Source organism: Haloferax litoreum (genome assembly GCF_009674605.1).
GTDB classification, from domain to species: domain Archaea; phylum Halobacteriota; class Halobacteria; order Halobacteriales; family Haloferacaceae; genus Haloferax; species Haloferax litoreum.
The window spans coordinates 1,570,517-1,597,082 of sequence record NZ_WKJO01000001.1 but is presented as its reverse complement, the minus strand read 5'-3'; the positions used below and the strand labels follow the sequence as shown (position 1 = coordinate 1,597,082).

28 protein-coding genes and 1 tRNA gene are annotated in these 26,566 nt (G+C 63.3%); 10 read left to right on the top strand and 19 right to left on the bottom strand.

The features are described 5' to 3' along the window. Nucleotides 1-123 precede the first annotated feature (123 nt). The gene (gene carB / locus GJR96_RS08235; RefSeq protein ID WP_151162499.1) at nucleotides 124-3,372 is read right to left on the bottom strand and encodes a carbamoyl-phosphate synthase large subunit; all 3,249 of its coding nucleotides are present in this window, start codon (nucleotides 3,370-3,372) and stop codon (nucleotides 124-126) included. Between the two features lie 143 nt (nucleotides 3,373-3,515). Here carB and GJR96_RS08230 point away from each other — a divergent pair, with 143 nt between their 5' ends. Next, nucleotides 3,516-4,538 (top strand): S66 family peptidase, encoded by a 1,023-nt coding sequence (locus GJR96_RS08230; RefSeq protein WP_151162498.1) that lies wholly within the window; start codon nucleotides 3,516-3,518, stop codon nucleotides 4,536-4,538. 40 nt (nucleotides 4,539-4,578) lie between these two features. Here the strand turns inward: GJR96_RS08230 and GJR96_RS08225 are convergent, their stop codons facing one another. From GJR96_RS08225 to GJR96_RS08215, 3 genes are all read right to left on the bottom strand, one after another. Continuing rightward, a complete protein-coding gene (locus GJR96_RS08225) occupies nucleotides 4,579-5,109 on the bottom strand; it encodes a DUF5815 family protein (protein WP_058571715.1) in 531 nt (176 codons plus the stop codon). Nucleotides 5,110-5,197: 88 nt separating this feature from the next. Then, the gene (locus tag GJR96_RS08220) at nucleotides 5,198-5,449 is read right to left on the bottom strand and encodes a hypothetical protein (protein ID WP_151162497.1); all 252 of its coding nucleotides are present in this window, start codon (nucleotides 5,447-5,449) and stop codon (nucleotides 5,198-5,200) included. A 116-nt stretch (nucleotides 5,450-5,565) separates the two neighbouring features. After that, nucleotides 5,566-5,787: a hypothetical protein gene (locus tag GJR96_RS08215; RefSeq protein ID WP_151162496.1), complete on the bottom strand. Its 222-nt coding sequence runs from the start codon at nucleotides 5,785-5,787 to the stop codon at nucleotides 5,566-5,568. A 123-nt stretch (nucleotides 5,788-5,910) separates the two neighbouring features. Between GJR96_RS08215 and GJR96_RS08210 the strand changes: the two genes are divergently transcribed. Next, nucleotides 5,911-7,128, top strand: coding sequence for a GNAT family N-acetyltransferase (locus GJR96_RS08210; protein ID WP_151162495.1), 1,218 nt, complete (start codon nucleotides 5,911-5,913; stop codon nucleotides 7,126-7,128). Nucleotides 7,129-7,199: 71 nt separating this feature from the next. Continuing rightward, complete coding sequence (locus tag GJR96_RS08205; RefSeq protein ID WP_151162494.1) at nucleotides 7,200-8,222, top strand: sodium:calcium antiporter; 1,023 nt, start codon at nucleotides 7,200-7,202, stop codon at nucleotides 8,220-8,222. Between the two features lie 41 nt (nucleotides 8,223-8,263). Here the strand turns inward: GJR96_RS08205 and yciH are convergent, their stop codons facing one another. Next, nucleotides 8,264-8,569, bottom strand: a complete 306-nt coding sequence (yciH, locus tag GJR96_RS18275; protein WP_151162493.1) for a stress response translation initiation inhibitor YciH — start codon at nucleotides 8,567-8,569, stop codon at nucleotides 8,264-8,266. Nucleotides 8,570-8,588: 19 nt separating this feature from the next. Here yciH and GJR96_RS18410 point away from each other — a divergent pair, with 19 nt between their 5' ends. Then, a complete protein-coding gene (locus GJR96_RS18410) occupies nucleotides 8,589-8,720 on the top strand; it encodes a hypothetical protein (RefSeq protein WP_255471273.1) in 132 nt (43 codons plus the stop codon). Nucleotides 8,721-8,762: 42 nt separating this feature from the next. On the opposite strand, the gene GJR96_RS18405 is transcribed toward GJR96_RS18410, so the two are convergent. From GJR96_RS18405 to GJR96_RS08185, 4 genes are all read right to left on the bottom strand, one after another. Continuing rightward, a complete protein-coding gene (locus tag GJR96_RS18405) occupies nucleotides 8,763-8,891 on the bottom strand; it encodes a hypothetical protein (RefSeq protein WP_004059773.1) in 129 nt (42 codons plus the stop codon). A 172-nt stretch (nucleotides 8,892-9,063) separates the two neighbouring features. After that, complete coding sequence (locus GJR96_RS08195) at nucleotides 9,064-9,252, bottom strand: DUF1059 domain-containing protein (protein ID WP_151162492.1); 189 nt, start codon at nucleotides 9,250-9,252, stop codon at nucleotides 9,064-9,066. Between the two features lie 313 nt (nucleotides 9,253-9,565). Beyond that, nucleotides 9,566-9,639 (bottom strand) — tRNA-Ile (locus GJR96_RS08190). A 181-nt stretch (nucleotides 9,640-9,820) separates the two neighbouring features. Continuing rightward, nucleotides 9,821-10,318, bottom strand: coding sequence for an FxsA family protein (locus GJR96_RS08185; RefSeq protein WP_191965829.1), 498 nt, complete (start codon nucleotides 10,316-10,318; stop codon nucleotides 9,821-9,823). A gap of 131 nt (nucleotides 10,319-10,449) precedes the next feature. Between GJR96_RS08185 and GJR96_RS08180 the strand changes: the two genes are divergently transcribed. Both GJR96_RS08180 and GJR96_RS08175 read left to right on the top strand, forming a co-directional pair. Next, the gene (locus GJR96_RS08180; RefSeq protein ID WP_151162490.1) at nucleotides 10,450-12,099 is read left to right on the top strand and encodes a DUF255 domain-containing protein; all 1,650 of its coding nucleotides are present in this window, start codon (nucleotides 10,450-10,452) and stop codon (nucleotides 12,097-12,099) included. Between the two features lie 75 nt (nucleotides 12,100-12,174). Then, entirely contained in the window at nucleotides 12,175-12,978 is an 804-nt protein-coding gene (locus tag GJR96_RS08175) for a TrmB family transcriptional regulator (protein WP_151162489.1), read from the top strand. A gap of 30 nt (nucleotides 12,979-13,008) precedes the next feature. Here the strand turns inward: GJR96_RS08175 and mptA are convergent, their stop codons facing one another. The 6 genes from mptA to GJR96_RS08145 all read right to left on the bottom strand — a co-directional run bounded on the left by mptA (nucleotide 13,009) and on the right by GJR96_RS08145 (nucleotide 17,790). Continuing rightward, on the bottom strand, nucleotides 13,009-13,935 hold the full coding sequence (gene mptA, locus GJR96_RS08170; protein WP_151162488.1) for a GTP cyclohydrolase MptA: 927 nt from the start codon (nucleotides 13,933-13,935) through the stop codon (nucleotides 13,009-13,011). A gap of 79 nt (nucleotides 13,936-14,014) precedes the next feature. Further along, complete coding sequence (locus GJR96_RS08165) at nucleotides 14,015-14,410, bottom strand: DUF7124 domain-containing protein (protein WP_191965891.1); 396 nt, start codon at nucleotides 14,408-14,410, stop codon at nucleotides 14,015-14,017. A 156-nt stretch (nucleotides 14,411-14,566) separates the two neighbouring features. Continuing rightward, entirely contained in the window at nucleotides 14,567-14,806 is a 240-nt protein-coding gene (locus GJR96_RS08160) for a hypothetical protein (RefSeq protein WP_151162487.1), read from the bottom strand. Between the two features lie 216 nt (nucleotides 14,807-15,022). Then, nucleotides 15,023-16,264, bottom strand: a complete 1,242-nt coding sequence (locus tag GJR96_RS08155) for an NAD(P)/FAD-dependent oxidoreductase (RefSeq protein WP_151162486.1) — start codon at nucleotides 16,262-16,264, stop codon at nucleotides 15,023-15,025. Between the two features lie 166 nt (nucleotides 16,265-16,430). After that, nucleotides 16,431-16,787 carry a hypothetical protein gene (locus GJR96_RS08150; RefSeq protein ID WP_151162485.1) on the bottom strand — a complete coding sequence of 119 codons (357 nt, stop codon included), beginning with the start codon at nucleotides 16,785-16,787 and terminating at the stop codon, nucleotides 16,431-16,433. A gap of 88 nt (nucleotides 16,788-16,875) precedes the next feature. Then, nucleotides 16,876-17,790 (bottom strand): winged helix-turn-helix domain-containing protein, encoded by a 915-nt coding sequence (locus GJR96_RS08145; protein ID WP_151162484.1) that lies wholly within the window; start codon nucleotides 17,788-17,790, stop codon nucleotides 16,876-16,878. Nucleotides 17,791-17,895: 105 nt separating this feature from the next. Between GJR96_RS08145 and GJR96_RS08140 the strand changes: the two genes are divergently transcribed. Next, nucleotides 17,896-18,489: a DUF6149 family protein gene (locus tag GJR96_RS08140; RefSeq protein ID WP_151162483.1), complete on the top strand. Its 594-nt coding sequence runs from the start codon at nucleotides 17,896-17,898 to the stop codon at nucleotides 18,487-18,489. Nucleotides 18,490-18,507: 18 nt separating this feature from the next. Here the strand turns inward: GJR96_RS08140 and GJR96_RS08135 are convergent, their stop codons facing one another. The 3 genes from GJR96_RS08135 to GJR96_RS08125 form a co-directional block, all read right to left on the bottom strand. Beyond that, nucleotides 18,508-19,989: an MATE family efflux transporter gene (locus GJR96_RS08135; RefSeq protein WP_151162482.1), complete on the bottom strand. Its 1,482-nt coding sequence runs from the start codon at nucleotides 19,987-19,989 to the stop codon at nucleotides 18,508-18,510. Next, the gene (locus GJR96_RS08130; protein ID WP_151162481.1) at nucleotides 19,986-20,672 is read right to left on the bottom strand and encodes a TetR/AcrR family transcriptional regulator; all 687 of its coding nucleotides are present in this window, start codon (nucleotides 20,670-20,672) and stop codon (nucleotides 19,986-19,988) included. The genes GJR96_RS08135 and GJR96_RS08130 overlap by 4 nt, the downstream gene beginning before the upstream one ends. Before the next feature lie 118 nt (nucleotides 20,673-20,790). Beyond that, nucleotides 20,791-22,104: an NAD(P)/FAD-dependent oxidoreductase gene (locus GJR96_RS08125; protein ID WP_151162480.1), complete on the bottom strand. Its 1,314-nt coding sequence runs from the start codon at nucleotides 22,102-22,104 to the stop codon at nucleotides 20,791-20,793. A gap of 97 nt (nucleotides 22,105-22,201) precedes the next feature. On the opposite strand from GJR96_RS08125, the gene GJR96_RS08120 reads away from it, so the two are divergent. The 3 genes from GJR96_RS08120 (at nucleotide 22,202) to GJR96_RS08110 (ending at nucleotide 25,538) form a co-directional block, all read left to right on the top strand. After that, nucleotides 22,202-23,947, top strand: coding sequence for a sensor histidine kinase (locus tag GJR96_RS08120; protein WP_151162479.1), 1,746 nt, complete (start codon nucleotides 22,202-22,204; stop codon nucleotides 23,945-23,947). Between the two features lie 78 nt (nucleotides 23,948-24,025). Then, nucleotides 24,026-24,907, top strand: coding sequence for a homoserine kinase (locus GJR96_RS08115; protein ID WP_151162478.1), 882 nt, complete (start codon nucleotides 24,026-24,028; stop codon nucleotides 24,905-24,907). 133 nt (nucleotides 24,908-25,040) lie between these two features. Then, nucleotides 25,041-25,538, top strand: coding sequence for a universal stress protein (locus GJR96_RS08110; protein WP_151162477.1), 498 nt, complete (start codon nucleotides 25,041-25,043; stop codon nucleotides 25,536-25,538). A gap of 64 nt (nucleotides 25,539-25,602) precedes the next feature. Here the strand turns inward: GJR96_RS08110 and pdxS are convergent, their stop codons facing one another. Next, nucleotides 25,603-26,511, bottom strand: coding sequence for a pyridoxal 5'-phosphate synthase lyase subunit PdxS (pdxS, locus tag GJR96_RS08105; protein WP_151162476.1), 909 nt, complete (start codon nucleotides 26,509-26,511; stop codon nucleotides 25,603-25,605). Nucleotides 26,512-26,566 lie beyond the last annotated feature (55 nt).

Genomic DNA, 26,566 nt, shown 5'->3' with positions numbered 1-26,566 from the left:
ACCTGCGCATAGCGTCCAACCTCAATAACCTTCGTGAAGGCGTCAAAAGTCAGGCCAGACGAACCGATGGTCAGCGGGTTCGGCGGTCGAAAAGGAGGGCCGTTCGCGTCGAGCGGTGGCCGATTACTGGCCCCAGTTGGCGACGTTGCGCGGGCGCTCGGAGACGGGGAGAACGTCGATGTCCTCGTCCGTCGCGCCGCGTGCTTCGAGCGCCGCCTTCGCAGAGGCGTACGTCGAGAAGTACCCGACTTCCTCTTCGACGCAGTCGATGAGCGTCTCGCGGTCACGGGAGACCACGAAGTCGATGTCGCCCTCGCGGAGGAGCGTCAGCAGGTCGTCCACGTCGTCGGGCGTGAGTACGTCGTAGTACTCAGCGAACGCGTCGAGGAGTTCCTGTCCCTCACCGCTGTCGGCGTCGGGGAACTCTGGGTCGGCGAGGTCGACGAATATCGTCCCGTCGCGCGGGATGGCGTCGTTCGCCGCGATTTGCGCCTTCTCGTAGGCCTTGCCGAACGTGGTTGCAGTGCCCATGACCTCGCCCGTCGACTTCATCTCCGGGCCGAGACGCGGGTCCGACCCCGGCAGGCGGTCGAACGGGAGGACGACTTCTTTGACCGAGACTTGCTCGGGAATCTGTTCGGTCGCGTCGAGTTCGTCCAGCGTGTTGCCGGCCATGACCTTCGCCGCGAGTTTCGCAATCGGCACGCCCGTCGCCTTCGAGACGAACGGGACCGTGCGCGACGAGCGCGGGTTGGCTTCGAGGACGTACACGTCGTTCGAGCCGTCGTCGTTCTGCTTCACGGCGAGTTGGACGTTCATCAGACCGACCGTCCCGAGGGCTTTGGCGATGTCTTCCGTGACTTCGCGGACGCGGCCCATCGTCTCGTCGTCGAGCGAGCGCGGCGGAATCATACACGCGGAGTCACCGGAGTGGACACCGGCTGCCTCGACGTGTTCCATCACGCCACCGATGAGGACGCGTTCGCCGTCGGAGACGGCGTCCACGTCGAGTTCGACGCCGTCGGCGAGGAACTCGTCGATGAGGATTGGCTTGTCCGGCGAGACGCGGACCGCTTCCTCGATGTACTCACAGAGTTCCTCGTCGGAGTGAACCACGTCCATCGCGCGGCCACCGAGGACGTACGACGGGCGAACGAGGACGGGGTAGCCGAGGTCGTTGGCGAGGTCGAGTGCCTCGGCCTCGCTCGTCGCAGAGCCACCCTGCGGTTGCAGGATGCCGAGGTCGTCCATCAGGCGGTTGAACCGGTCGCGGTCCTCGGCGAGGTCCATCGCGTCGATGGTCGTGCCGAGAATCTCACAGTCCACGCCGCGGCGCTTGAGTTCGGTTTCGAGCGGGTGGCCGATGTTGACTGAGGTCTGCCCACCGAACTGGAGCATCACGCCGTCGGCGTCGATTGCCTCGATGACGTCGGCCACTTCTTCGGCCGTGATGGGTTCGAAGAACAGGCCGTCGGAGGTGTCGTAGTCGGTCGAGACCGTCTCGGGGTTGTTGTTGACGACGTGCGCGTCGATACCCATCTCGCGGAGGGCCTGCACCGCGTGGACCGAACAGTAGTCGAACTCGACACCCTGTCCGATGCGAATCGGGCCGCCGCCGACGACGACGACGCTCTCCATGTCGCGGTCGACGCGGAGTTCGTTCCCTGCGGATTCGCCTTCGAACGGCCCGCGGAAGAACTCGGGCTTGCGGGCCGAGTAGTAGTACGGCGTCTGCGCGGCGAACTCGCCGGCACAGGTGTCGACCTGTTTGTACGTGCGGCCGGGGACTTGCTGTTCGACGTCGCCGACGCTCGTCCCAGTCGCCGTGGCGATGCTGGCGTTCGTGTGACCGGCGGACGCGGCGGCGGCGAAGTCGCCTTCGGACGCCGCTTCGACGGATTCGACGATGCGGCCGAAGCGCTCGACGTACCACTCTTCGATGCCGGTGAGTTCGACCACGTCGTCGACCGTGTAGCCGCGTTCGAACGCCTCGAAGATGGCGTACGGGCGGTCGGGGGTCGGCTTCACGAGGTAGTCCGCTTCGAGTTCCTCGTCGGATACTTCGTCCCAGTCGGCGGCGGGGTCGTACTCAGAGGAGCGAAGCGCCTTCATCAGGGACTCTTCGAACGTCCGCCCGATGGCCATCGCCTCGCCCGTGGACTTCATGGCCGTCGAGAGTTCGAAGTCCACGTCGGTGAACTTGTCCTTGGGCCAGCGCGGAACCTTCGTGACGACGTAGTCGATTGCGGGTTCGAAGGCGGCGGTGGTCTCGCCGGTAATCTCGTTGGTAATCTCGTGGAGGCGCTTTCCGAGAGCGACTTTCGCCGTTACGCGGGCGATTGGGTAGCCAGTCGCTTTCGAGGCGAGCGCAGAGGAGCGAGAGACGCGCGGGTTCACTTCGACGACGCGGTACTCGCCGCCGGGCGTGCCGTCGTCGTGCCACGCGAACTGGATGTTACAGCCACCCTGAATGCCGAGTTCGCGGATGACTTCGAGCGCGGCGTTACGCATCTCCTGGTGTCCTTCGTCGGGAATGACCTGCGATGGGGTGACGACGGTGGACTCGCCGGTGTGAATCCCCATCGGGTCGATGTTCTCCATGTTGCAGATGATGATACACGAGTCGTCGGCGTCGCGCATCACCTCGTACTCCAGTTCGACCCACCCGGAGATGGACTCCGTGATGAGCACTTCGCTGTTGCGCGAGAGGCGAAGCCCCTTGCGGACGCGGCTGACGAGTTCGTCCATCTCGTGGACGACGCCGGAACCAGACCCGCCGAGCGTGTACGTCGTGCGGGCGATGACGGGGAGGCCGCCGACGTCGTCGACAGCGTCTTCGACGCGTTCTTCGAGGTCCGCCTCGGTGATGTTCGAGACTTTCTCACCGTCTTCCAGCGAGATGGTCGTCGAGCGTGGGACGGGTTGTCCAATCTTCTCCATACGCTGGCGGAAGAGGTCGCGGTCTTCCGTCGCGTAGATGGTGTCCAGCGGCGTCCCCATGATGTCCACGTCGAACTCGTCGAGGACGCCTTCTTCTGCTAACTCGGCCGTGACGTTCAGTCCCGTCTGGCCCCCCAGTCCGGCGATGACGCCGTCGGGGCGTTCTTTCCGGATAATCTCGGAGATGGCTTCGGTCGTGATGGGTTCGATGTAGACCTTGTCGGCCATCTCGGGGTCGGTCATGATGGTCGCGGGGTTCGAGTTGACGAGGACAACTCGTGCGCCTTCTTCTCGGAGCGCGCGGCAGGCCTGCGCGCCGGAGTAGTCGAATTCCGCCGCCTGTCCAATCTGGATCGGGCCACTTCCGATGAGCAAAATCGTCCGGTCCTCGGTTCCTGTCGGGGTACCGGGTGTCGTGTCCTCGTCGGTCATCGATGCAATCCAATCCGCACATCGTAATAAGTCCGGCGAAAAATTACGAGGTCCGAAACAGGATTGCGAATTTCGAAAAAGTTGCCAAACGGCGGTGTACGCCCCGGCAAAGGCTTTTCACGGGGTTGAAACGAGTACGTGTCATGCCTCGTGTGTTCACGACGCCCCCGCCACTCGAACCGGGGAGTCAGGTTGCAATCGTCGCACCCTCCCGCCCCATCGACGACTCGCTGCGAGACCGTGCGTGTGCGCGACTTCGCGAGACGTTCGACCTCGAACCGGTCGTCTTCGAGACGGCCCGGAGAGACTGGGAGTGGTTGAAGGACAACCCGCAAGCGCGCGCAGAGGACATCATGGATGCGTTCGAGGACTCGGCCATCGACGGCGTGGTCACCGTGACCGGTGGCGACGACCAGATTCGTGTCCTGAAGCACCTCGACCCGGACCGGTTGGCCGCCTCGCCGACGCGCTTCTACGGGTTCAGCGACAACGACAACATCAGGTTGTTCCTCTGGAACCACGGCATCGTGAGTTACGGTGCGACCCTCCACCCGACGCTCACCCTCGACCCCGAAATCCACCCCTACGTGGAACGGTACCTCAGACGCGCGTTCTTCGAGCAGTCGCTCGGTGTCGTCGAACCGGCCGACGAGTGGACCGACGAGTGGTTCGACTTCGACACCGAAGAGCCGCGAGAGTGGCGTGAAAACACTGGGCGGTCGTGGCACGGAGACGAACGTGTGACCGGTCGACTCTGGGGCGGGTCGTTCGCCATCGTGAAGTGGCACCTCCAGACCGACCGCTACCTCCCATCCGCGGAGGAACTGGACGGCACGATACTTGCCCTCGAAACGTCCGAGGACGTTCCTGTCCCTCGTGAGGTGAAATACACGCTCCGCGCGATGGGTGAGCGCGGCCTGCTCGAACGCTTCGATGGCCTCCTGATGGGCCGACCGCGGACGTACTCGCCCGAGTTGGAGTGGGAACCGCCGGCGGATTACGGCGAGCAACTACGCGAAGAAGTCGTGTCCGTCCTCGACGAGTACAATCCCGACGCGACGGCGGTGTTCGACGTGGAATTCGGCCACGCCGACCCGAACGTCCCGCTTCCGCTGGGGGCGACGGCGACGCTGGACCCGGCGGGTGGACAGATTCGGTTCGAGTAGAAGAGACGGAAGACTGGCCGCCTAGCCGCGTCGTAGTTGTTCAGGCGTACGGACCGGGGTCCAAGTCACGCTGCGCGCGATACTCCTCGACGAACTCGCTCACGTCGAACTGGAGCATCTTGGACTCGAACTCGGAGATGACGCTGTCGTCGTTGGCGTGACTGACGGCGTGTTCCATGAGTTCGACGACGAGTTCGACGATAATCTCGTGGAGTCTTCGAGAATCGAAATCGGTGACCCAGACGATGCCCGCGCCCATCTCGCCGTCGTCGGAGACATCTTCGGAGACGACTGCCTCGGGGAACTCTTCGAGGACGATGCCCATCAGGTGCGCCGTCCCGAACTCGGGCATGTCCTCGCTCGTCGTCTCGATGGTACTCTGGAGGATTTCGACGAGGAACTCCGGGAGGAATCGGTCCGGTGGGTGCACGTCCATGACGACGGCGTGGGTGCCGCCACAGGGACAGTCGAACTCTCGTTTGCCCAAGTCGAGTTCCCGGACGCGCTTTTGTTCACCGCAGGGCAGGTCCAGTATCGCCCCGCGACCGCCGGGAACGCGCGGTTCAGACATACCCGTGCGTTACGGTTCTCACTGTTTAAACGTCGCGTTCTTGGGAGTCGAAGTGGAGAGAAGTCGTCGTCAGCGGGTCGGTCGTCGGTTATCGGTTGCCCGTCGCGTAGAGGATGGGGCCAGCGATGAGCAGCGCGATGCCGAGGAACAGGTAGTGCGGCTTTGCCAGCGCCTGCGGCGTCAACAGGAAGATGAGGCCGAAGACGATAGTGTTGATGCCGAGGACTCGACGCGACTTCAGTGGCAGCGCCCCGACCGTCGTCAAGACGAACACGAGCAACAGCGCCTGCCCAATGTTGTAATTGAGCAGGAAGCTGTCGATGAGTTGAAGGGGAAGCATCTCTTGTTTTCTCGGTCGGTTCGAATCGACTATCAAAGTTCCGTTATTCCCGCTCCGATTGGGCGACACTCGCCCACGATATTGGGGTGGATAGTCGAGACAGTGACGTGCGGGCGTTATCGGTCCGGGCCAGAGATGTCGAGCGGCCGAATCCAGCCGTACCAGACGACGAATATCATGCCTGCGTACCCGAGGACGAACACGACCATCCCGAGGGTGTTGTACCCTGCCTCACCGAGGAACCGTCGTGCGATACCGGGGATGACGATTCCCAGTGTCACGACGGCCACGAGGAGCAGGTTCCCCCGCTTCAAAAACGAACTCCGCATCTCGCTCATGGTGACGCGTCGGGGCCGCGGCGACGTGAATCACACGGTTCTCGGGGCACCTCGGTGGTCCCGTCTCGTCACCGACTCACGCCACCTCCCAAAACATATATCGCAGGACGACGGACCGATTTTATGCACCTCCACCCGCTTCCCGAGGACCACCGCGACACCTACCGCGAGTTCCTCAGTTACGCCTTCCGTCCGGAAGACGGCCCCGATTGGGACGACACCAGTCTCCCTGACCCGGACATCTACTTCCCGCGTGGTCTCTACGACACCGCGGCTGAGACACCACCCGATGCGCTCGATGCATCGGACCTCGTGACAGTCTGTGCCTTCTACGACTACGTAGCGCGCGTGCGCGGCGAGTGGCATCCACTCCCGGGAATCTCCGCCGTCGCCTCACCACCCGAGGCACGTCGGCAGGGCCACATCACCACGATGCTCGACCAACTGCTCGTCGAGTTCCGCGACTCCGGGCGGTATCTCTCGGCACTCTGGCCGTTCAAGTACGAGTTCTACCGGCGATTCGGATGGGCGACAACCAACAACTACACGAAGACGACAGTTCCGCCGGAAGAACTCACAGCGGTGAGTCCGGAGGCGAAAGGCGAGTTCGTCCGCCTCGACGCCGACGACTGGGCACGTCTGGACGAGGTGTACACCGAATCGGCCACCGAAGACCTCGCCCTCGACCGAACCGAAGGCTGGTGGCGACACCGTATCTTCCGAAGTTGGGACCAAGACCCGTACGTATACGGGTGGGAACGTGACGGTGACTTGCGAGGGTACGTCGTCTACCGCGTAAAAGGTGACTGGGACTCGCGGACGATGCACGTCGACGAACTCGCCGGCGTCGATGCCGAGGCCAGACGACACCTCCTGCGTTTCCTCCGCGACCACGACTCGCAGGTAGACGAGGTGGTCATCGCAGGAGCACACGAACGGACGCACCTCATCGACGACCTGACCGACCCACGAGCGGCGACAGTCGAAATCAAGCCCGGCCCGATGGTCCGCATCGTCGACGTCCCGGCGGCGCTCGAAGCGGTGTCGTTCCCGACGAACGCGGACGGCGAGTTCGTGCTCGGCGTGACCGACGACCGGTGTCCGTGGAACGACGAGACGTTCCGCGTCGTCGTCGCCGACGGCGAGGCGTCAGTCGAACCGACGAGCGAAGAACCGGGTGTGACCGCCGAAATCGGGGCGCTCTCGCAACTGCTCGTCGGGTCTCGCTCGGCGGACGAACTGGCACGAACCGAGTACCTCACCGTCGACGACTCGACTGTCGGTGGCGTCCTCCGGGACGTGTTCAGCCAGCGCGACGTGTACCTCCGAGAAGGCTTCTGAGCGTTCCCCCACCTTCTGGTCCTGCTCTCCTGTCCGAGGTGTTTTTTGTCACCCGCACGCGATAGTCAGATGTGGCATCGGTTTCAGTTCTCGTCCTATTCGCCGGCGTCGGTGCGGCCCTCGCGTGGAAGGGTGGTGACTACCTCGTACAGGCCTCAGACCGACTCGGCGCGTACTACGGCCTGCCGGCCATCGTACAAGGGGCTATCATCGCCGCCGTCGGGTCCAGTTTCCCAGAGTTGTCGAGTATCGTCATCGCCACCCTGCGCTACGGCGCGTTCGACATCGGTATCGGTGCCGTCGTCGGGTCGGCAGTGTTCAACATCCTCGTGATTCCGGCGGTGTCCGCGCTCGCCGGCGAGGGACAACGACTGGCGTCGAACCGTGACCTCGTGTACAAGGAAGCCCAGTTCTACCTCCTCTCACTGGCCGTTCTCGTGCTCACGTTCTCGCTCGCCGTCATCTACCAGCCATTCGGCAGTCCGACCAGTCTCGAAGGCTTCGTCACCCGTCCGCTCGCGCTCATCCCACTCGCACTGTACGGCCTCTACCTGTTCATGCAGTACCACGACACGTTGGACCACCGCGCGACGCTCACTGCGAGCGTCACTGATATCGACCCGCGGCGGCAGTGGGTCGTCCTCGTCGTCTCGCTCGGCATCATCCTCGCCGGGGCCGAACTGCTCGTCCGGTCGGCAGTCGGGTTCGGTGAGGTGTTCGGCACGTCGCCGTTCCTCTGGGGGTTGACTGTCGTGGCGGCCGGGACGAGTCTCCCGGACACGTTCGTCAGCGTGACCGCTGCTCGTCAGGGCAATGCGGCGATGAGTCTCGCGAACGTCTTTGGGAGCAACGTCTTCGCCTTGCTCGTCGCCCTCCCCGTCGGTATCCTCGTCGCGGGTGGGACCATCGTCGTCTTCGACGAAGTGGTCCCGATGATGAGTTTCCTGACCGGTGCATCCATCGTCTTCTTCGCCGTCCTCCGAACAGAGATGGCACTGACTCGCGGTGAGGCGTACGTCCTGCTCGCAACCTACGTGCTCTTCCTCGTGTGGTTACTCGCCGAGAGTCTCGGCGTCACCTCGTTCGTCGGATGACGAGGTCGGTTCAGTGTGACGCCGAGGCGCGCGTGCGACGCTCACGCGACCTGATAGCCGAGTTCGTCGAGAATGTCTCGTGCGCGTTCGACGTGGTTCCCCTGTAGTTCTATCTCGTCGTCGAGGACAGTCCCACCGCAGGCCAGTCGACGCTTGAGTTCCGACGCGAGCGCTTTCATCTCGGCGCGGTCCATCTCGAACCCGGAGACGATGGTCATCGGTTTACCGTACCGACGTGTGTCTCTCCGAATCGAAAGCACTTGACCGACCTTCGAGAGGTCGTCGTCGATGCCGAGTTCGTCGGGCAGGCCGCTGATAGCGGAGAAATCTTTGGTCTCTTTTGCCACGAGTTCTCGGAGGCGTTCTGTGGATAAGTGGCTATCTACGTTCGGAGGACTCTCGGCTGTGACCACCGCTGTGTACGACGAAACAGCGCCGCCGCTCTCGGCGATAAATGAACTCGTCGCGAAAAGGGCATACCGCGACGAGAGGGGTTGATGATGACCGCAAGAGCGGTCGGGTTGGGTGTCTCGAACCTGTTTAGTCGCCAGGCGTGTTGCCGCGCTGGTAGCGACCGACCATCTTCCACATCGCCGCGTCGAGGTCATCGCCGTCGGCAGCGGACTGGAGCTGGCGGTACAGGTGTTCGGAGACGTCGATGGTTGGCATCACCATCACATATGTCGTGTACGACTTTAATACTACTGGAATACAGAACTGAGTAAATTTGTTCGTCGATAGCTGTTTAGGTTCACAAAACCGTGCGACTGCTCCGACGTGGTATCCAACTGGATGTGAAATAGTGGCAGACTCACACCGGGGACGACCTGATTGAATTGTTTCAGTTCGACTGTCTGGTCGATAGCGCGCCATCGTGACTCTTCAGCGCCAGTTCGCCCACTTCGAGTGGGTCCACGGGCGTGTCGTGTTCGTCGTCCATGTGTTCCATCACGAGGACGCCGACGTCCTCGCGGGAGTCCGCAGTGGTTGTGAACTCACATCCGTAGAGACAGGAGAGTTTGAAGACCATGTTGGTTGATAGCACATCATGGCTCCATAAATAGGTTACCCCTGTTCGACACAATCAAACACAAATTCTGCGATATCTCGCCAGCTCGGTCGAAAATTTTGGCTTTAAGAGCCCCGAATTCTAACTATCTGCTGAAATTTCCTGCATGTGTCTACGCGGTGCTGCCCACACACTGAGAGATGGTTCTGTTAGAACGTGAGTCAGTGTGATGCGACAGACGACGCTCTATCGGTCGTTGTAGACTGCAGAAGTTGGGTGGCCGGGGAGTGTAAGCCCCAAACTCCCATCGGCGACGAATCGTTGCCGATTGGAGTGGGCCAACGCGGATTTGAACCGCGGGCCTCCCGGTTATCAGCCGAGCGCTCAACCTGACTGAGCTATTGGCCCAGGTAAGCGCATTCACTCGTTGTGCGCTGTTGATTTTAAGACTTTCTTTTCGAACCAGCGTTGGTCCGTGTTAGTGAATGTCGCCGTCGTCGGCCGATTCGGGACCAGCTGACAGATTGTGTTTGCACTCCCAGTGCAGGCGCTCGAACGGGGGGAGAACGTCGAAAGAGACAGAGAACCGTTACTCCGAGTCTTGGCCGCCGAAGCGGTACGAGTCCGGGTCGGCGTCGTAGACGCCGTCGCCGCCGGTATCGTCCTGTGGGAACCCGGCGGTCCACACGTCGCCGGTGACGAACCCACCGGCCTGCTTGTCGAGGTACGGTTTGACGACGACGCGCTTGAGTACCTCACGGATGGGATACCGCGTCACGGGGATGGCAATGAGAAAGCCAATCGTGTCGGTGACGAGGCCCGGCGTAAGGAGGAAGGCACCCGCCGCGATGAGGAGGCCACCGTCCATCAGTTCGTTCGTCGGAAGGTCGCCACGGGCGAACTTCGTCTGGAGATTTCGCAAGGTGTGTCGCCCCTCGGCACGGACGAGCAGCATACCGACTAACCCGGTCAGGACCACCAGCGCGACGGTGGGAACGAGGTCGATGTACTGCGCGACGACCACGAGCAACAACGCGTCAGAGAGGGGGATGAGGAGCAAGAGCGCGAGAAGCGTGCGCGTTCGCATGCTCGTCTCTACCGGGTCACGGCCCATAGCCCTTTTGTCCCCGGCTGAGGCCGAAGAGAATCGAACGACTGCGCCGTCCCGTACCACGTGGCCTCGAAGCGCTTACCCGCATCCACTGCACATGACTGGACATGACCGACGAGACGCGCGTCGAATGGCGGCCGTGGGGCCCCGACGCGTTCGCCGAGGCAGAGGCGACAGCAAAGCCGATTCTCCTGTCGCTGACGGCGACGTGGTGCGAGGACTGTCACCAGATGGACGCCGAGACGTACGCGGAACCACGCATCGCCGCAAATCTCAACGATGGGTTCGTCCCGATTCGTGTGAACGTCGACCGCCACCCGCGCATCCGCGAGCGGTACAACATGGGCGGGTTCCCCTCGACGGTGTTCCTCGCGCCGGACGGCCGACCCATCACTGGCGCGACGTTCATCGGGCCCGACGGGATGCGACAGGTCATCGACCGGGTCCGCGAAGTCTGGGAGAAGAAGGGTGCCGACGCCGGGCGACTCCCGCGGGCACTCGCCGGCGACTTGCCTCCAGCTGGCGACGTCACCCCCCAAATCGAAGCGCACCTCGCCGGGCAACTCGAGGTCACCTTCGACGAGGCACACGCCGGGTGGGGCGACGCTGCCAAGTTCCCACTCCCGCGCACGGTCGAGTTCGCGCTCAAACGCGACAGACAGCGAGCGCTCCGGACCCTCGACGCGATTCGTGACGGCCTGTTCGACCCCGTCGAAGGCGGGTTCTTCCGATATGCCGACGACGCTGCGTGGACGAAACCGAACCGAGAGAAGACGCTCGAATCGAACGCCGCCCTCCTCCGGGCGTTCGCCAACGGGTATCGCTACACCGGCGAAGACGCCTACCTCGACCCGGCGGTCCAGACCGCCTCGTTCCTCATCGACTCGCTGTGGACCGGGACCGGATTCGGCGGGAGCATGGGTCCTGCCGCCGGCACCGACTACTATCTCCTCGGTGCGGAAGGACGCGAGAACTCCCCCGGACCGCGGACCGACCTCACGGTGTACGCCGGCGGCAACGCCCTCGCAGTGGACGCACTGTTGGTCCTCGCGGGACTCACCGACGACGAACGCGCCCGTGAGTTCGCAGAGCGTGCACTCCACCGCGTCGCCGAAGACCTCGTAGACGACGGCGTCGTCACGCGCTTCCACTCGGGCGGTGCTGTCGGCGAGTCACTCCTCCTCGAAGACCACGCGCGCGTCGTCGCCGCCGCCTGTCGTGCGCGACAAGTTCTCGGTGACGATTCGGTCGCGGGCGACCCGTTCCTCGACTTTGCGACCGACGTCGCCGACGCCGCCATCGACGAACTCTTCGAAGATGGGTCGTTCGTCGACGGTCCCGCGACCGGCGAAGGACTCCTCTCGTCGCCGCTGCGCCCCATCGACGGCAACGTCGAGATGGCCAACGCATTGGTCGACCTCGCCGTCCTCACGGGAACCGAGGGCTATCGGGACGTCGCCGAGGAGGCCATCGGTGCCTTCGCCGGCGCGTGGGACCGCATCGGCGTCCAAGTCGCCGAGTACGGGACTGTCGCGGCGCGACTTCTCCGTGACCCACTCGTCGTCGAAATCGGTGGTGACGTCGGTTCCGACCTCCATCGTGCTGCACTCCGCGTCGCCGACCACGAGGCAGTCGTCGTCCCTGAAGCCGACATCGACGCGGACACCGCTGTTGTCAGTTCGGGGGCAGTCACATACGAAGCAACCACTCCAGACGAGTTGATGGAGGCTGTCTCCTCAGTCACATCGGACGCCTGAGTCGCCACGCCAGCCAACTGGCACGTGGTGTAAACATCCGGTTTGTTTATAACGAAGAAACGAGACAGACGATGCATGGCTAGTCTTCGAGATCTCGGATTATCTGAGTACGAAGCGCGGGCGTACCGCGCACTTCTGCGAACGGGGGCGACGACAGCGAAAGAGTTGTCGCGAGCGAGCGACGTGCCGATGGGCCGCATCTACGACGTGCTGAACAGTCTCGAACAGTACCACCTCATTCGGAGTCAGGCGGCGAGTCGGCCGAAGAAGTACGTCGCCGTCGAACCCGACATGGCGCTGGACCGCCTCCTCGAGAGCAAGCGACAGGAGCTAGACGAGAAGGCCCAGCAGTACGAGGCCGTCGTCGACGAACTGAACGACGAACTCGACGCCGCAGAACCGGTCCACGACCAGTTCTGGACTGCTGCCGTCGGCGCAGACGAGACGATAGACCTCCTCGTCGAGCGGTTAGCCGCGGCGGACGATTCGCTCGTGATGGTCGCCGGAACGATGTCGCCGCAATTCGACCTCGGGGCGGTCGGTGACCTCGTCGTCGAAGAACTCGAAGCGGCACTCGAACGCGGCGTGGAAGTCTCGATTCTCATGTCGCCGGACCTCGTCGATAGCCTGCCAGAGAGCGTCGGCGAGCGGTACATGAACCGACTCTCCGACCACCCAGACTTCCACGTGCGGACGGCGGAGAACCTCACGGGCGTGTTCAACCTCATCGACGACGTGGAAGTCTGTATCGAGGTGCCGAACCCACTGGACCCCGGACAGGTGTTCGCGATGATAGACCTGAAGGACCCGGATTTCGCGGCAGACCTCAGGGGGACGTTCGACCCCCGGTGGGAAGCAGCAGCACCGCTCCCGTTGTAACAACGAGTCGAAAACAGCGCACCGAGTGCGTTAGGCGTCGAGTTCGTCCCGCAGTTGACCCAGCGTCACTTCGCGTTCCGCGTGGGCGTTGTGCTGGTGAATCGACTCGTCGTTCGACTGCTTCATGTGGACCACTGCGTCGTCCGGGAGGTGTGCGAGTTCCTCCACAGACATCTCGGCCATCGACCGGACGCAGTCTTCGACGAACTTCGCGTTCGCGTGGGCGTGGTACGTCATGTGGTCTTCGTCCGGGCGCTTGGCGAGGTTGTAGATACGCGCCGACATCGAGTCGCGGGCGATGTCGATGAGGTCCATGAGGTCGACGTTGGGAGACCCTTCCGTCTCGACGGTGAGCGTCGCGTGACCGCGCTGGGAGTGGCCGGGTTGGGGGACCTTCTCGAGGAATTCTTCGATAGTGTCGTCGTCGACGGCGAGGTCCTGAAGCACGTCGCGGGCGCGGGAAGCTGACATCCCCTGCGAACAGGGACAGACGGTCATCCCGACGACTTCGGCCCCGATTTCTTCGCGGGTCCCGTCTTCGGTGGCCGTCGAACTGGCGATAATCTGTGCGGTACTCTGGGTTGCCAGTCCGCTGGCCGGAGTATCTTCACGGACGACGAGTTCGGCAGTCATCCGAACCTCCGCCGTCGTGGTGTACTCGTGTTTCGCGAGGAGACGTTCGGCGGCGTCACCGCACATGTCTTCGACCCGGTAGGCGGGTTCGGAGACGGCGGCTTCGAGAACCTCGTCGATGACCTGCATATTTCGGCTCATGTCGATGCCCTTGCGACCACTCGGGAGGTCGACGAAGACTTCGAACTCCGCCATCAAGACGAGCGGACGTTTTCCGTCGCGGGCAATCTTGACGAGCTTCTCGACGCCTGTGACGCCGACCTGGCTGAGCCCGACGGTTACGTCCGGCTGAGAGGCCTGTACGTCAGGCAACTGGTGACTCATCAGCGAGTAAGAGGTGCCGTTGCTGATTAGTGCTTTCGATAGGCGAACAAACCGCTGGAGGACGGAGTGCTCCGGTCCACTACGGCCAATCGTCGCGCCCGTCGTCCTCGAACGGGTCTTCCACCGACTCGTCGTCCTCGGCGATGGGCCACTCGGCCGCGTCCGCCGCGTCTTCGACGGCGAGGTACTCCCACCCAGTCTCTTCGGCGATGGCCCTGTCGTCGTCGCTGGTCCCGACGAAGACGTGTCTGTCGGTGTCGAACTGTCGCATCACGTTCTCGAGACTCTCTTCGACGCCGCGTGGACCGGAGAAGAAGTCCTGACGGATGCGCTCTTTCCGGGTGAAGTTCGTCACGACGTACGTCGGTTTCTCGCTCACGACGCCGACGTACTTCGTCCACGTGCGAGCGTCCGCGAACGCCGCGTTCGGGTCTGCGAGGCGTTTGAGGGCCTCTAGTTCGAACGCGAGCGTCATCGTCCCTTGTCCGCCACCTGCAGCCATGTCCGCCGATAGGCGGCGAAGCGTGGAAAACCACTTCGGTCCTCGCCGACCGGACCGACGGTCAGCAGTGACTCGACAGAGCGTCGAACGAAGTGGTGTGAAAACGGGTCGGTTGGCCGTCGTCAGCGATTACTGGACCCGGAAATATTTGGTGAAGACGACGACGTCGCCACGCGAGAGGCGCGTGGCGGTCGGGTCGATGTCGAGACGACCCGAGTGGGACACAGTTGCGAGGGCGTGCTGGGTCTGCTCACTGAGTTCGTCGAAGTGGTGAACCCGAACACCGGCGGGCACGTCAGTCACGGGAACGACGACGGGCGACGTGGTGACGTCTGGCGCAGACGTGGGCTGTTCGTCCTTAGATGACATATGGTAACACATGCCACCAAATGACATAAATGTTTGCCAGAACTTGCAGACGGGAGGGGATATTACAGTCAGCAGTCACGTCGTGGCCCGACTGGGCCGGGCGCGAGGAGACGAAGAGAGCGTCGCAGAAGGGTGAGTCAATCGAGTACCGCAAGGTGCCTCTCGATGAGGCGCAGTCGGTGCTGAGAGAGGGAGAAAACGGGAGGGTCTGGCCGGTTACTGTTCGGCCGCCGCGCCTTCGAGGTCTTCGAGTTGGAAGTCCTGCTTCACGAGTGTCTCCAACTGACCGCTGACGTCGACCTGTTCGCGCATGAGTTTCTTGTACTTCGTCTGCGGCGAGAGGTCGCCGATGAGGACGCCGCCGACGATTTTGCCGTCCTTGATGGCGAGACGCCGCCACTCGGTGTCGGAGTACTTGGCTTCGACACTCTCGTCGCCGAGGGTCGGGTGACCGAACGAGAGGAACGGGAAGTCGAAGTGAGTGATGGAGTACGACGAGACCCAGCGGAACTCCGCAGAGCCGTAGTCGACCATGTTCTTGGCCGCGATGGTTCCCTGTTCCTTGGCGGAGCCCCACGCACCGTTCTGTGCACGCTCGCCGAGGATGACGTCGTGGAACTCGGTGATGTCACCGGCCGCGAAGATGTCGTCGTGGTTCGTCCGCATGTACTCGTCCACGTAGATGCCGGTGTCGTACTCGATGTCCGTGCCGCTGAGAATCTCCGTGTTGAAGTTCAGGCCGATGGCGATGCCGACGAAGTCGGCGGGGTAGCGGTCGCCGTTGGGGTCGATAGCGGCCGTGACGACGCCGTCATCATCCATCTCGAAGTGGTCGACACCGGAGTCGAAGACCGGTTCGACGTTTCGCTCGCGGAGCGCGTTGTGGATAATCTCCGCGCCTTCCTGCGAGAGCGCGTAGCGCCACCACGCCTTGCCGCGCATGAGGTACTTGCCTTCGACGCCCTGTGCGGCGGTGATGGCCGCGAGGTCGATGCCGAGGAGGCCCGCACCGATGACGACGGAGTTGTCCGCCTGTTCGATGTGCTCTTTGATGTCGCGGGCGTCCTGGAACGTCCAGAAGTGGTGGATGCCTTCCGCGTCGGAGTTCTCGACGGGGAGTTGGGTCGGGGTGCCACCGATGGCGAGGAGGAGTTTGTCGTACTCGTACTCGGTGCCGTCGTGGGCGGTGAGCGTGTGCGCGTCGGGGTCGATGTCCGTGACGAGCGTGTTCAGAACGAGGTCGACATCCCGGTCGTCGTACCACGATTCGTCGTGGATGGAGATGGGCGCTTCGGGAAGTTTGCCCTTCGCGAACTCTTTGATCAGGATGCGATTGTACAGGGGTTCACCCTCGTCCGTGATGATTGTGATGTCGGCATCGGGTTCCTCCTCACGGAGGGTCTCGGCCGCTGAGGCCCCCGCGATGCCGTCGCCGACGATCACGTACGATTGACTCATGACCCGACGTTTGTATTCGGGGTTAATGTGGATTGCTATCTCCCTCATGATTGTTTAGTCAGCGGAAATCCGCCACGAGAGACGAGAAACGGAGAGAATAGCCGGTTCGCGGGCAGAGATAGCCGGGTCGCGAGGGAGTTACTCAGTTCGGGGGAGCGATTGCCGACTAGTGGCAGTCGCACGGCACGTCGTCCGGTCGACCACCGTCGGCAGCGACGCGGGTCGGTGCGCGGGTCCGGCGGAGGGCGTCACGAACCAGTGCGGGGGCACCCGTCCTGACGACCACGCCGATGCCCGCACGGAACCCGAGCGCCGTGACGAGGAATCCGAGTGGCCATCCGACGAAGAGGGCCACGAGGCCGACTCCCGGTCCGAGGGGAGCGACGAGTGTGGCGGCGAGCGTCGCGACGAAGATACCGACCACTGCCGCGAGTGCGACGAACACCGTGTCTCCGAGCGTTCCAATTCCATCCGGACGCTTGTCAAGTGCGTCTGGAAGACCGAGTTTGTTGTCGTGGGTCATGTTCGTTCTCCTCGTCTAGACGGACGACCCCCTATACCAAAAGGGTAAGCAGAATGATATTTTTGTAAGCCGGCTTACCGTACCGAATTTATGCAATCTCGCCGAGGTGTTCGACGCGCGAATCGATGCACGCGAGCGTCTCGTCGAGTTCGACGACGAGCGCGTCCGACTCGTGTTCGATACGGACGCTGATGCGCCACGGGTCGTCGTCGACGATAGTGAGTGCCTCGTCGCCGACGACCCACGAGAACCGCCAGAACGGCGTCCCACACACGTCGTCGCCCCGCGACGAGAGGAACCCGAGGACGGTGGACTCGTCGAGTAAGACCAGTCCGACGGGCGAGACTGCCTCGTACGCACACTGCGCACAGCGGTGGTTTACGACCACGTCGAGTTCGAACGGGTCGGTGTCTCGGGAGAGTTCGGTACTCGTGGTCCCGCCGCACTCGGGGCAGACGCCGTCGGCGGCGAGACAGTGGAGGTGTCTCACTCGCTGGTCGAACGCCGAGAGAAGCGCGTCAGTCGACCGGTTCTGGAGGCCACCCGGAGGGAACTCCTCGTGCGCGTGGACTCGCCCGCAGTCGGCGTCGGCACAGGCGATTGTGAGTTTCTCGTCGCCGTAGTCTGCTTCGAGTGGGCCACCACACGAGACACACGACCCTGGCGCGGGGAACGCGGGAAGGACCGGGTCTTCGTTGAACGTCCCTGCGAGTACGGCGCGGACCACTTTCTCACCGGCGTGGCGGAAGTCGTAGCCCTCCTCAGTCTTGTGGACGAATTGGCCGCGGAGTTTGCCGAGGTGATAGTTGAAGCGTGCGCTGTCGTCGACGCCGACACGGCGGCGCAACTCGGAGAAGGGGACTGGGCGGTCAGGTGACTCCCAGAGTGCTTCGAGGATGGTCAGTCGCGTCTCGTCGGCGACGATTGCGAACGCCTCGGCGGGAGAGAGGCAGTCGTCGCAGTCGAGGACCGAGTCCTCGCGGATTGATGCGGAGTCGCTCATAGTCAGGACATGAACACGTGATACAATAAAACACGTCGTGAAATCTCGTTCAGCACCTCCATAGGCGTGGTCTTTACGTGTATTCGACCCTAAGCCGGCGACTGAATGAAGATTCGTCAGAACATCCGCCACTTTGCGACGAAGAAGGCTCTCACCATGCCCGTCATCGGTGACATCGCCACCGAGAAGATGGTCGACCTGCACGTGCGCATCTTCGGCGAACGCGCCGACCCGGACCACCGGGACGAGCGCGAAGCCCACATGGCGGCGTTCTTCGAGTGTACCTTCGACACCTATCTCGCGGCCCTCGACGCCGGGTTCCCGGAGGCCGAGGCCCGTGAGATAACTCACATTCAGGCCAACTTCGACTTCTACAACTACGGGTGGACCGAGATGATGGAGTTCCCCGCGGACGAACTCGAAGCCCACTACGAACGCTACGAAGAGTTCTTCGAGCGCTACGACATCGACATCGCCAACCCACTCGGTGACTTCCGGACGATGGAGATTCCGGACGCACCCGCGACGCTGGAGAAGTTGGACAATCCCGTCCACCCACACGCAGAAGGCGGGTTCGCCGACGACGTGTACGTCGAAGACGAGACTGGCGAGGTCAACGTCGGCGGCACCGACGAACCGGAGAACGTAGATGTGAACGCGGCACCCGGTCTGCAAGACGTCGACGAAGAGACGGCGTAAGGTCGCCGAACTCCTGTTTTAGTCGTCCGCCGCTGCGGCCATCCGCGGCGAGTCGACGACGTTGTCTTTCCACGTCCCGCGCGTGAACCACGCGAACGCGGCGACGGCAGCGACGACGTTCGACAGCGATATCGCCCACCAGACGCCGGTGACACCCATGCCGCCGTAGGCGACGAGGAGGTACGCCGGCGGGATGCGGAACACCCACAGCGAGAGGAGCGTGAATATCATCGCCGTCCGCGTGGACCCGCTTCCACGGAACCCACCGGAGACGACCCGGAAGACGCCGAGGAACAGATACGACGGTGCGATGATGCGGAGGAAGTCCACGCCGATTTGGATGACGTTCGGTTCGCCGGGGATGAACACCGAGAAGATGGGTTCGGCGAAGAAGTACGCCCCCGCAGAGACGAACACGAGTGCGCCGGCGATGAGGCCCGCGCCGAGGTGGACGCCGTGCTCTGCGCGGTCCGGTTTCTCCGCGCCGAGGTTCTGGCCGACCACCGTCTCGATACCCTGCTGGAGACCGATTGCCGGGAGGAACACGAGCGAGTTGAGGCGGATTCCGATACCGAAGGCGGCGACTGCCGCGGCGGTGTCGGTGCCGACTGCTTCCGCGCCGGCGAACGCGACGATGGCCGTCAGTGCCGTGACACCGAGTGCACGGGTCGACTGCTCGACGCTCGTGGGGGCACCGATTTTGACGATTTTTCGCACCGTGTCGGCCTTCAGCACGAGGTCACGCGGCGAGAGTTGGATGCCGACCCGCCCGGAGAAGAGGAGGCCGAACCCGACGAGTGCGCCGAGTCCGCGCGCGAACACCGTCGCGATGGCCGCACCTTGCACACCGAACCCAGTGAACCCCGTGGCCGCGAACAGTTGCGACTGGAGGGCGTTGAGCCCGAAGAGGCCAAACAGCGGGTTACCGTCGAACCCGAGGATGAGAAACGGGTCGATGATGACGTTCAGCGCGACGCCGAACGCCATGAGGAACATCGGCGTCCGCGTGTCGCCCCACCCGCGCAGGAGTGCCTGAAAGATGAAGAAGCCGAACATGAAGTAGACACCGAGGAAGATGGTCCGCGTGTACTCGACGGCCAAGTTGTGGACCTCAGTGCCGGGCGTCGTCCCGATGAGGGGCAAGATAGTCGGCGCGAGGAGGTAGCCAACGGCCGAGAAGAATATCGACAAGAGCGTGACGAACGCGATAGTCTGGCCGGCAACGTGGTCGACTCTGTCGTGGTTGCCCGCGCCCTTGTTCTGGGCGACGAGGACGGTTCCGGCGACGGTGAACCCCATCCCGATGGATATCATGAGGAAGACCAGCGGCCACGAGAACGACAGCGCGGACACTGCTGCTTCGCCCACGCGTCCGACCCAGAAGGTGTCGGCGAGGTTGTAGCCGACCTGCATGAGTTGCGAGAGGACGATGGGAATCGAGAGCGTCAACAGCGGTTTGAGCAGGTCGCCCTCGGTGAGGTTGACGTCGCGGGCGCTCACTCGTCACCCTCCGTCGCCACGCTCGTTTCTCCCTCACCGTCGTCGACGAGGAGGTTCGAAACGACGAACGTCTCCAGTGCGGCACGAACGTCGTGGGGGGCGTCGTGTGCCGAACGAGTCACGTCGTCTGCGTCGGACCCGGAGACGATGACTCGCTGGAGACGTGCGCCATCGAGTGCGGCGAACAGAAGCGAGGCCGTCTGGTCGGCGTCCACCTCGCGGAAGACACCCTGTTCGATACCGTCGCGGACGATGTCGGCGAAGCGCTCGCGGATGGCCGCCTCGTTCTGGGCGATTTGCTCTCGGTACGCCTCGTCGTGCGGTGCCTGCGTCCGAAGTTCCATCAACGCGAGGCCGAATCGGTCGTAGTCGCCGTCGTCGTCCTCGTCGGGGGCCATCTTGTCGAGGAGGAACCGAAGTCGCTCCGGTGGCGCGTCGCCCTCAGTTGCCTCGACTTTCTCCTCGAAGCGGTCCAGCAGGTACGCGAGGAACGAGACGAGTAACTCACGTTTCGTCCCGTAGTGGTAGTGGAGGAGGGACTTGCTCTTGCCTGCCTCGTCGGCGATTCGTTGCATCGTCAAGTCGGCGTACCCGTGGGCGCACAGTGCCCGATACGTCGCCTGCATCAACTCGTCGTGGACCTCGTCGGGGACAGACTGGTCCGGCGTCGCGTCAGAACTCACTAACTGACTGGTCAGTCAGTGACGCCAAAAGGGGTTCCGGATTCGTAGTGGATTGCCGGTAAGCGTGGCTCAGCGTGACACGAACTCCGTCGAAACGTAACTGCGGCGTGACGCCGACTTACAGTCGGTCGTCGATGCGGTCGGCGACTTCGTATCCGGCGACGATGCCACCGTTGAGCGAGCGCTCTGGGTACTGCGCCTCGGAGGCCATGCCGGCGTAGTAGACGCCGTCGGCGACGTCGTCCGCGAGGTCGTAGGGGACGACGAGGTCGAGGTAGCCCCGTTCGTACACCGGACCGGCGCGCGGGTTACGGGCGATTTTGAAGTCCTCGACGACAGAGCGGTCGAAGTCGGGGAACATGTCCTCGATTTCGTCGAACCACACGTCCTCGACTTCGTCGTCGTCCATCTGCCAGAGGTCTTCGTGCGGCCCCTGAACGTAACTCGCCACGTAGAGCAGGTGGTCGCCGCCGTACTGCTCCGGCGGGACGAAGTTCGTGTGCTCGATGAGGGACCCGAACGGCGCATCGTGGGCGATGTTGAGCCAGTAGGTGTCCATCAGCGACTCGGACATCGTGGCGAGGCCACAGACCGCACCTTGGAAGTCGATGTCGCACTGGAAGCCAGTGAGGTCTTCGAGGACGTTCGGCATCGCGGCGACGACCACCGAATCGACGTCGTGTGTCTCGGTTCCGTCGTCGGTCTCGACCCTGAGCGTGCTCACTTCGCCGTCGTCGGTGTCGAGGCCGGTGACACGCGACCCGGTTTGGATGTTTTCGCGGCCGACAGCGTCCACGAGGGCGTCGATGAGCGGGGCGAACCCGCCGTCGAAGTAGCCGAGCAGTTCGCCGCGAAGCAGGTCACGTTCCCCCCGGAAGCGGACGCGTCCGAGGAACCACGCCGCCGACACGTCGTCTTTGCGCTCGCCGAACTTGCCGTCGAGGAGGGGTTCGACGAAGTTGTCGTAGACGCCCTGCGTCGTGTGTTCGACCACGAAGTCGCGGATGGGCGTGTGTTCGTACTCCGCGAGTTCCTCGTAGGCGTCGAAGTCCGGAATGCCGCCGCGCACGTCGACGCCGAGGGTGAGCATACCGAGGCGGAACTTGTCGTAGAGGCTCATGTGTGGGTACGCCGCGATTTGCCACGCCGTGTCCAGTGGGTGGACCACACCGTCGACGTAGTAGGCGTTCTTGCCGATGCGCCACTCAAGGTCGTCGCCGAGGCCGAGTTCCTCTGCGAGTTCGACGATGGTCTCTTCGGACTTCGAGAGGTGGTGGTAGTACCGTTCGATGTCGTCGCCCCTCGTCTCGTACGTTGCCGCGAGACCGCCGAGTGAGTCGGCCGCCTCGAAGATGCGAACGTCGTGACCCCGTTTACGGAGTCGATGCGCCGCGGCGAGGCCCGCGATGCCGCCGCCGACGATGCCTATCATAGACCGGGGTTCGATGGGCGTCGGAAAGTCCTTTCTGATTGGTCGGTCTCGGACAGCGAAGGTTGGAGTTTTAACCCCTGTCTACCCAGTCCTTTGCATGCACGGCGCGTCTCACTGGCAGGCCACACCCTACACGATTCCGCTCGGAGTCGGTGCGGGCCTCTTCGTGATTCTCGGCGTTTACTTGCTCCGTCGACGGACGGCGCGCCGCCTCGTCCCCGGTGCGACCCTCGGCGCACTCTTGCTGTTCGCTTCCGGTCTCTGGATGGGGATGTACGCCCTCGAACTCTCTCGAACGGACTTCGCGGCCAAGGTTCTCCTGAACCAACTCGGCTACCTCGGTATCGCGCCGTTACCCCTGTTGTGGCTGGCGTACGTGCTTCGCCACGCCGGGTTCGACGACTTCCCCCGCGCGGCGTGGGTCGGACTTGGAAGCTTCTCGGCACTCGTTGCCGGTCTCGCGTTGACGAACCAGTGGCACGGCCTCATCTGGGACGGCCTCTGGCTTTCGCGGCAGAGTGGGTACGTCGTCCTCGTGAACGACCACAACATCGCGTTCACCGCGTTCATCGTCTACGCGTACATTCTCATCTTCGTCGGCGTCGGCGTCCTCCTCCGAACGCTGCTCCGCGCCGACGGCATCTACCGAAAACAGACGTTCGGCCTGCTCGTCGGGGGACTCGTCCCGGCTATCGGCGGCGTCGTCTACGTCGTGGACGCCAGTCCCGTTCCAGGGTTGAACCTCCCCGCACTGGCGTTCTCACTGACGTCTACGGTCGTCGCGTGGAACGTCTTCCGTCATCGCCTCTTCACCGTCGTCCCTATCGCCTGGGAGTCCGCCGTCGAGTCGATGGACGGGGCCGCAATCGTCCTCGACGGAGACAACAGAATCCTCGACGTGAACCCGTCTGGTGAACAATTGCTCGCCAGACCTCTCGTCGATTCGTACGGTCTCCCCGCCGAACAGACGCTTCCTTCGGCGGTGATGGCGGCCGTCGACGACCCATCGAGGTCCGAGGTGACGATGACCACCGACGGTGTGGAGCGAGATTTCCTCGTGAACACGACGCAACTCGGTGAAGACGCTGCGACTACCGGAACGCTCCTCCTCGTCCGTGACATCACCGCGCGCAAAGAGCGCGAACGCAGACTGAAGCGGCAGAACGACCGTCTCGAAGAGTTCGCGTCCGTCGTCTCACACGACTTGCGAAACCCACTGACTGTCGCCCGTGGCTACCTCGAATTGGCACACGAGACGGGCGACGACGAGTACTTCGAGCGCGTCGAAGACGCCCACGACCGGATGGAGACGATTATCGAAGACTTGCTCACCCTCGCTCGCCAGGGAGAGACGCTCACCGACGTCTCACCCGTCGCGCTTCGCACCGTCGCACACGAGGCGTGGAGCAGTGTCGCCGTCGGCGACGCGACGCTCGACGTCCGCACCGAGACGACTGTCGTCGCCGACCGGGGCCGTCTCCGACAACTGTTCGAGAACCTGTTTCGGAACGCTGTGGAACACGGGACGACGACAGAAAGAGGTGCGGGCGGCGACGCTGTCACTGTCACCGTCGGCCAGCGAGACGATGGCTTCTACGTCGAAGACGACGGTCCCGGTATCCCCGAACCTGAACGCGAAGACGTGTTCGAACGAGGCTACACGACACACGAAGACGGGACTGGGTTCGGCCTCCCAATCGTCAAGTCCATCGCCGAGGCACACGGGTGGTCGGTTTCGTTGACGTCGTCGTCCGCAGGCGGCGCTCGGTTCGAGTTCAGCGGCATCGAATCGGCAACGAAACCGGACGACGAGGCGGTTCCCGCAGAGTCGATGGACGACTGAGACGGGACTCCGACGCCGAGACACCGTCCGAATGCGACGTTCGCCACATTTTTATCTGCGATACGGCAACTCCGGGGCATGGTTACGGTCCGCGCACCCGCCACGAGCGCCAATCTCGGAAGTGGGTTCGACGTCTTCGGCGTGGCTCTCGACCGCCCGGCAGACGTCGTTCACGTCGAGCGAGCGGACCGGACAACAATCGAAGTGACGGGTGTCGGGAGTCAGTACATCCCCACAGACCCGGACCGAAACGTCGTCGGTGCCGTCGCGGAGGCACTCGACGCACCCGCACACATCCGCATCGACAAGGGCGTTCGCCCGTCGTCGGGTCTCGGGTCGTCCGCCGCGAGTTCCGCCGCCGCCGCCCTCGCCCTGAACGAGTTGTACGACAGGGGACTCTCCCGCGAAGAACTCGTTCCGGTCGCTGCCGAAGGAGAGGCAGTCGTCTCGGGCGAAGCACACGCCGACAACGTCGCACCCGCGCTTCTCGGTGGGTTCACCGTCGCGACAGACGAGGGCGTCACCACCGTCGATGCCGACATTCCACTGGTCGCCTGTCTCCCCGAAATCGCCGTCTCGACCCGCGACGCACGGCGCGTCGTTCCCGACACCGCGAGCATGGAAGACATCGTCCACACTGTCGGCCGGGCGGCGACACTTTCGGTCGGGATGTGCCGACGCGACCCTGCCCTCGTCGGCGCGGGGATGGACGACCGAATCGTCACGCCGGCGCGGGCCGAACTCATCACCGGGTACAACGACGTTCGGTCCTCGGCCCTCGCCGCGGGTGCAGACGGGGTCACCGTCTCCGGTGCCGGCCCATCGGTGCTCGCTGTCTGTGGTGAACGTGACCGAACGCGCGTCGCCGCGGCGATGGTCGAAGCCTTCGACGGGGCGGACGTTGCCGCCCGCGCCTACAAGACCCGCGTCGGAAGCGGGGCGGAAGTATTCGATATCTGAGCGTTGTTGAGACTCCCTCCCACACGCTCATTCTTCACGAATTCTCCCGACTGAGAGGCCGTGGCGAGTTCACATGGTCAGTGGTAACACGATTCCGAGAAGACTTTTCTCACAAACGCGAGAAGTTTGGAACATGAACCGAGCACTCGTCGTCGTGACTCCCAACGAGCGGTCGAAGCGTATCCTCCGAGAGGCCGGCGAATTCGCTGCCGGAAGCGGGGCAGAACTCGTCGTCCTCACCGTCATCCCGAACGACGAGTTCGAAGAGACCCGGTCCGCCCTCGCCGACGTCGGGTCGTCCGACGTCGTCTACGGTGTGGACCAAGCGACGGAGTCGGCGCGCCGCCGGGCGAAGCGACTCGCCCGCGAGGCACTCGATGGTCTCGACGTGGAGTACCGTGTCGTGGCCGACATCGGCCCCGAAGTGGACTCCGTCCTGGAGACGGCCCAGTGGGAAGCGTGTGACCATCTGTTCATCTCGGGTCGCCGTCGCTCGCCCACGGGGAAACTCATCTCTCGCGACACCACGCAGTCCATCATGCTCAAGTTCGACGGTCCGGTGACGGTCCTCCTCGCCGAAGAGGACGAGACAGACTCCGAGTCGAAAGAAAAGAAGCGCACTCTCGCGTAATCGACCGTCTCACCGCGTTCGCGCAATCGAACGAGAGAATGAGAAGCGTCCGTCGTAGACCGAGTTAGACGCCGCGGCCCTGCAGTTTCTTCTCTTCGGGCATGTCGACGTTCGCCTCGCCCTTCATGCCCTTGCCGATGCCCGTGGCGATTTCGGCGAGTTTCTCCGGGTCGTCCCAGTTGTTGACCGCCTCGACGACCGCCGTGCCCATCTTCTCTGGGTCCTCGGCACCGAAGATGCCGGACCCGACGAAGATGCCGTCGCACTCGTGGTACATCATGAGTGCCGCGTCTGCCGGGGTAGCGATACCGCCGGCCGCGAAGTTGACGACGGGCAGGCGGCCCATCTCGGCCGTCTCGTGGACGAGTTCGGCAGGTGCTTCGTGCTCGCGGGCCCACTTCTCGCGTTCGTCGAAGTTCAGTCCGGTGAGCGTACGAATCTGGTTCTTGATAGTTCGCTGGTGGGTGACCGCCTGGTTCACGTCGCCCGTGCCAGCCTCGCCCTTCGTGCGAATCATCGCCGCGCCCTCGTTGATGCGGCGGAGCGCCTCGGGGAGGTTGCGTGCGCCACAGACGAACGGCGCGGTGAAGTCGCGCTTGTCGATGTGGTACTCGTTGTCGGCGGGGGTGAGCACTTCACTCTCGTCGACCATGTCGACGCCGACGGCTTCGAGAATCTGGGCCTCGGTGTAGTGGCCGATACGCGCCTTTCCCATCACCGGGATAGAGACGGCGTCGATAATCTCTTCGACCTTCTCCGGGTCGGCCATCCGAGAGACACCGCCACGCTTGCGGATGTCGGCCGGAACCGCCTCGAGAGACATGACGGCCACTGCCCCGACTTCTTCGGCTATCTTTGCTTGCTCAGCGTTGACGACGTCCATGATGACGCCGCCTTTCTGCATCTGTGCGAACCCGCGTTTGACGAGTTCAGTGCCGCGCCGGAGTTCCTCCAGGTCGGTCTCCTCAGCCATATTCGTGGCTTGCGACTGGGTACACTTAAGCAATCTCTTCCGACCGTCAGCGGTT

Excerpts from the sequence above, each read along its gene's own strand:
- carB (WP_151162499.1), bottom strand. The coding sequence starts at position 3,372 with ATGACCGACGAGGACACGACACCCGGTACCCCGACAGGAACCGAGGAC.
- GJR96_RS08230 (WP_151162498.1), top strand. The coding sequence starts at position 3,516 with ATGCCTCGTGTGTTCACGACGCCCCCGCCACTCGAACCGGGGAGTCAG.
- GJR96_RS08225 (WP_058571715.1), bottom strand. The coding sequence starts at position 5,109 with ATGTCTGAACCGCGCGTTCCCGGCGGTCGCGGGGCGATACTGGACCTG.
- GJR96_RS08220 (WP_151162497.1), bottom strand. The coding sequence starts at position 5,449 with ATGCTTCCCCTTCAACTCATCGACAGCTTCCTGCTCAATTACAACATT.
- GJR96_RS08215 (WP_151162496.1), bottom strand. The coding sequence starts at position 5,787 with ATGAGCGAGATGCGGAGTTCGTTTTTGAAGCGGGGGAACCTGCTCCTC.
- GJR96_RS08210 (WP_151162495.1), top strand. The coding sequence starts at position 5,911 with ATGCACCTCCACCCGCTTCCCGAGGACCACCGCGACACCTACCGCGAG.
- GJR96_RS18405 (WP_004059773.1), bottom strand. The coding sequence starts at position 8,891 with ATGCCAACCATCGACGTCTCCGAACACCTGTACCGCCAGCTCCAGTCC.
- GJR96_RS08195 (WP_151162492.1), bottom strand. The coding sequence starts at position 9,252 with ATGGTCTTCAAACTCTCCTGTCTCTACGGATGTGAGTTCACAACCACT.
- GJR96_RS08185 (WP_191965829.1), bottom strand. The coding sequence starts at position 10,318 with ATGCGAACGCGCACGCTTCTCGCGCTCTTGCTCCTCATCCCCCTCTCT.
- GJR96_RS08180 (WP_151162490.1), top strand. The coding sequence starts at position 10,450 with ATGACCGACGAGACGCGCGTCGAATGGCGGCCGTGGGGCCCCGACGCG.
- GJR96_RS08175 (WP_151162489.1), top strand. The coding sequence starts at position 12,175 with ATGGCTAGTCTTCGAGATCTCGGATTATCTGAGTACGAAGCGCGGGCG.
- mptA (WP_151162488.1), bottom strand. The coding sequence starts at position 13,935 with ATGAGTCACCAGTTGCCTGACGTACAGGCCTCTCAGCCGGACGTAACC.
- GJR96_RS08165 (WP_191965891.1), bottom strand. The coding sequence starts at position 14,410 with ATGACGCTCGCGTTCGAACTAGAGGCCCTCAAACGCCTCGCAGACCCG.
- GJR96_RS08160 (WP_151162487.1), bottom strand. The coding sequence starts at position 14,806 with ATGTCATCTAAGGACGAACAGCCCACGTCTGCGCCAGACGTCACCACG.
- GJR96_RS08155 (WP_151162486.1), bottom strand. The coding sequence starts at position 16,264 with ATGAGTCAATCGTACGTGATCGTCGGCGACGGCATCGCGGGGGCCTCA.
- GJR96_RS08150 (WP_151162485.1), bottom strand. The coding sequence starts at position 16,787 with ATGACCCACGACAACAAACTCGGTCTTCCAGACGCACTTGACAAGCGT.
- GJR96_RS08145 (WP_151162484.1), bottom strand. The coding sequence starts at position 17,790 with ATGAGCGACTCCGCATCAATCCGCGAGGACTCGGTCCTCGACTGCGAC.
- GJR96_RS08140 (WP_151162483.1), top strand. The coding sequence starts at position 17,896 with ATGAAGATTCGTCAGAACATCCGCCACTTTGCGACGAAGAAGGCTCTC.
- GJR96_RS08125 (WP_151162480.1), bottom strand. The coding sequence starts at position 22,104 with ATGATAGGCATCGTCGGCGGCGGCATCGCGGGCCTCGCCGCGGCGCAT.
- GJR96_RS08120 (WP_151162479.1), top strand. The coding sequence starts at position 22,202 with ATGCACGGCGCGTCTCACTGGCAGGCCACACCCTACACGATTCCGCTC.
- GJR96_RS08115 (WP_151162478.1), top strand. The coding sequence starts at position 24,026 with ATGGTTACGGTCCGCGCACCCGCCACGAGCGCCAATCTCGGAAGTGGG.
- GJR96_RS08110 (WP_151162477.1), top strand. The coding sequence starts at position 25,041 with ATGAACCGAGCACTCGTCGTCGTGACTCCCAACGAGCGGTCGAAGCGT.
- pdxS (WP_151162476.1), bottom strand. The coding sequence starts at position 26,511 with ATGGCTGAGGAGACCGACCTGGAGGAACTCCGGCGCGGCACTGAACTC.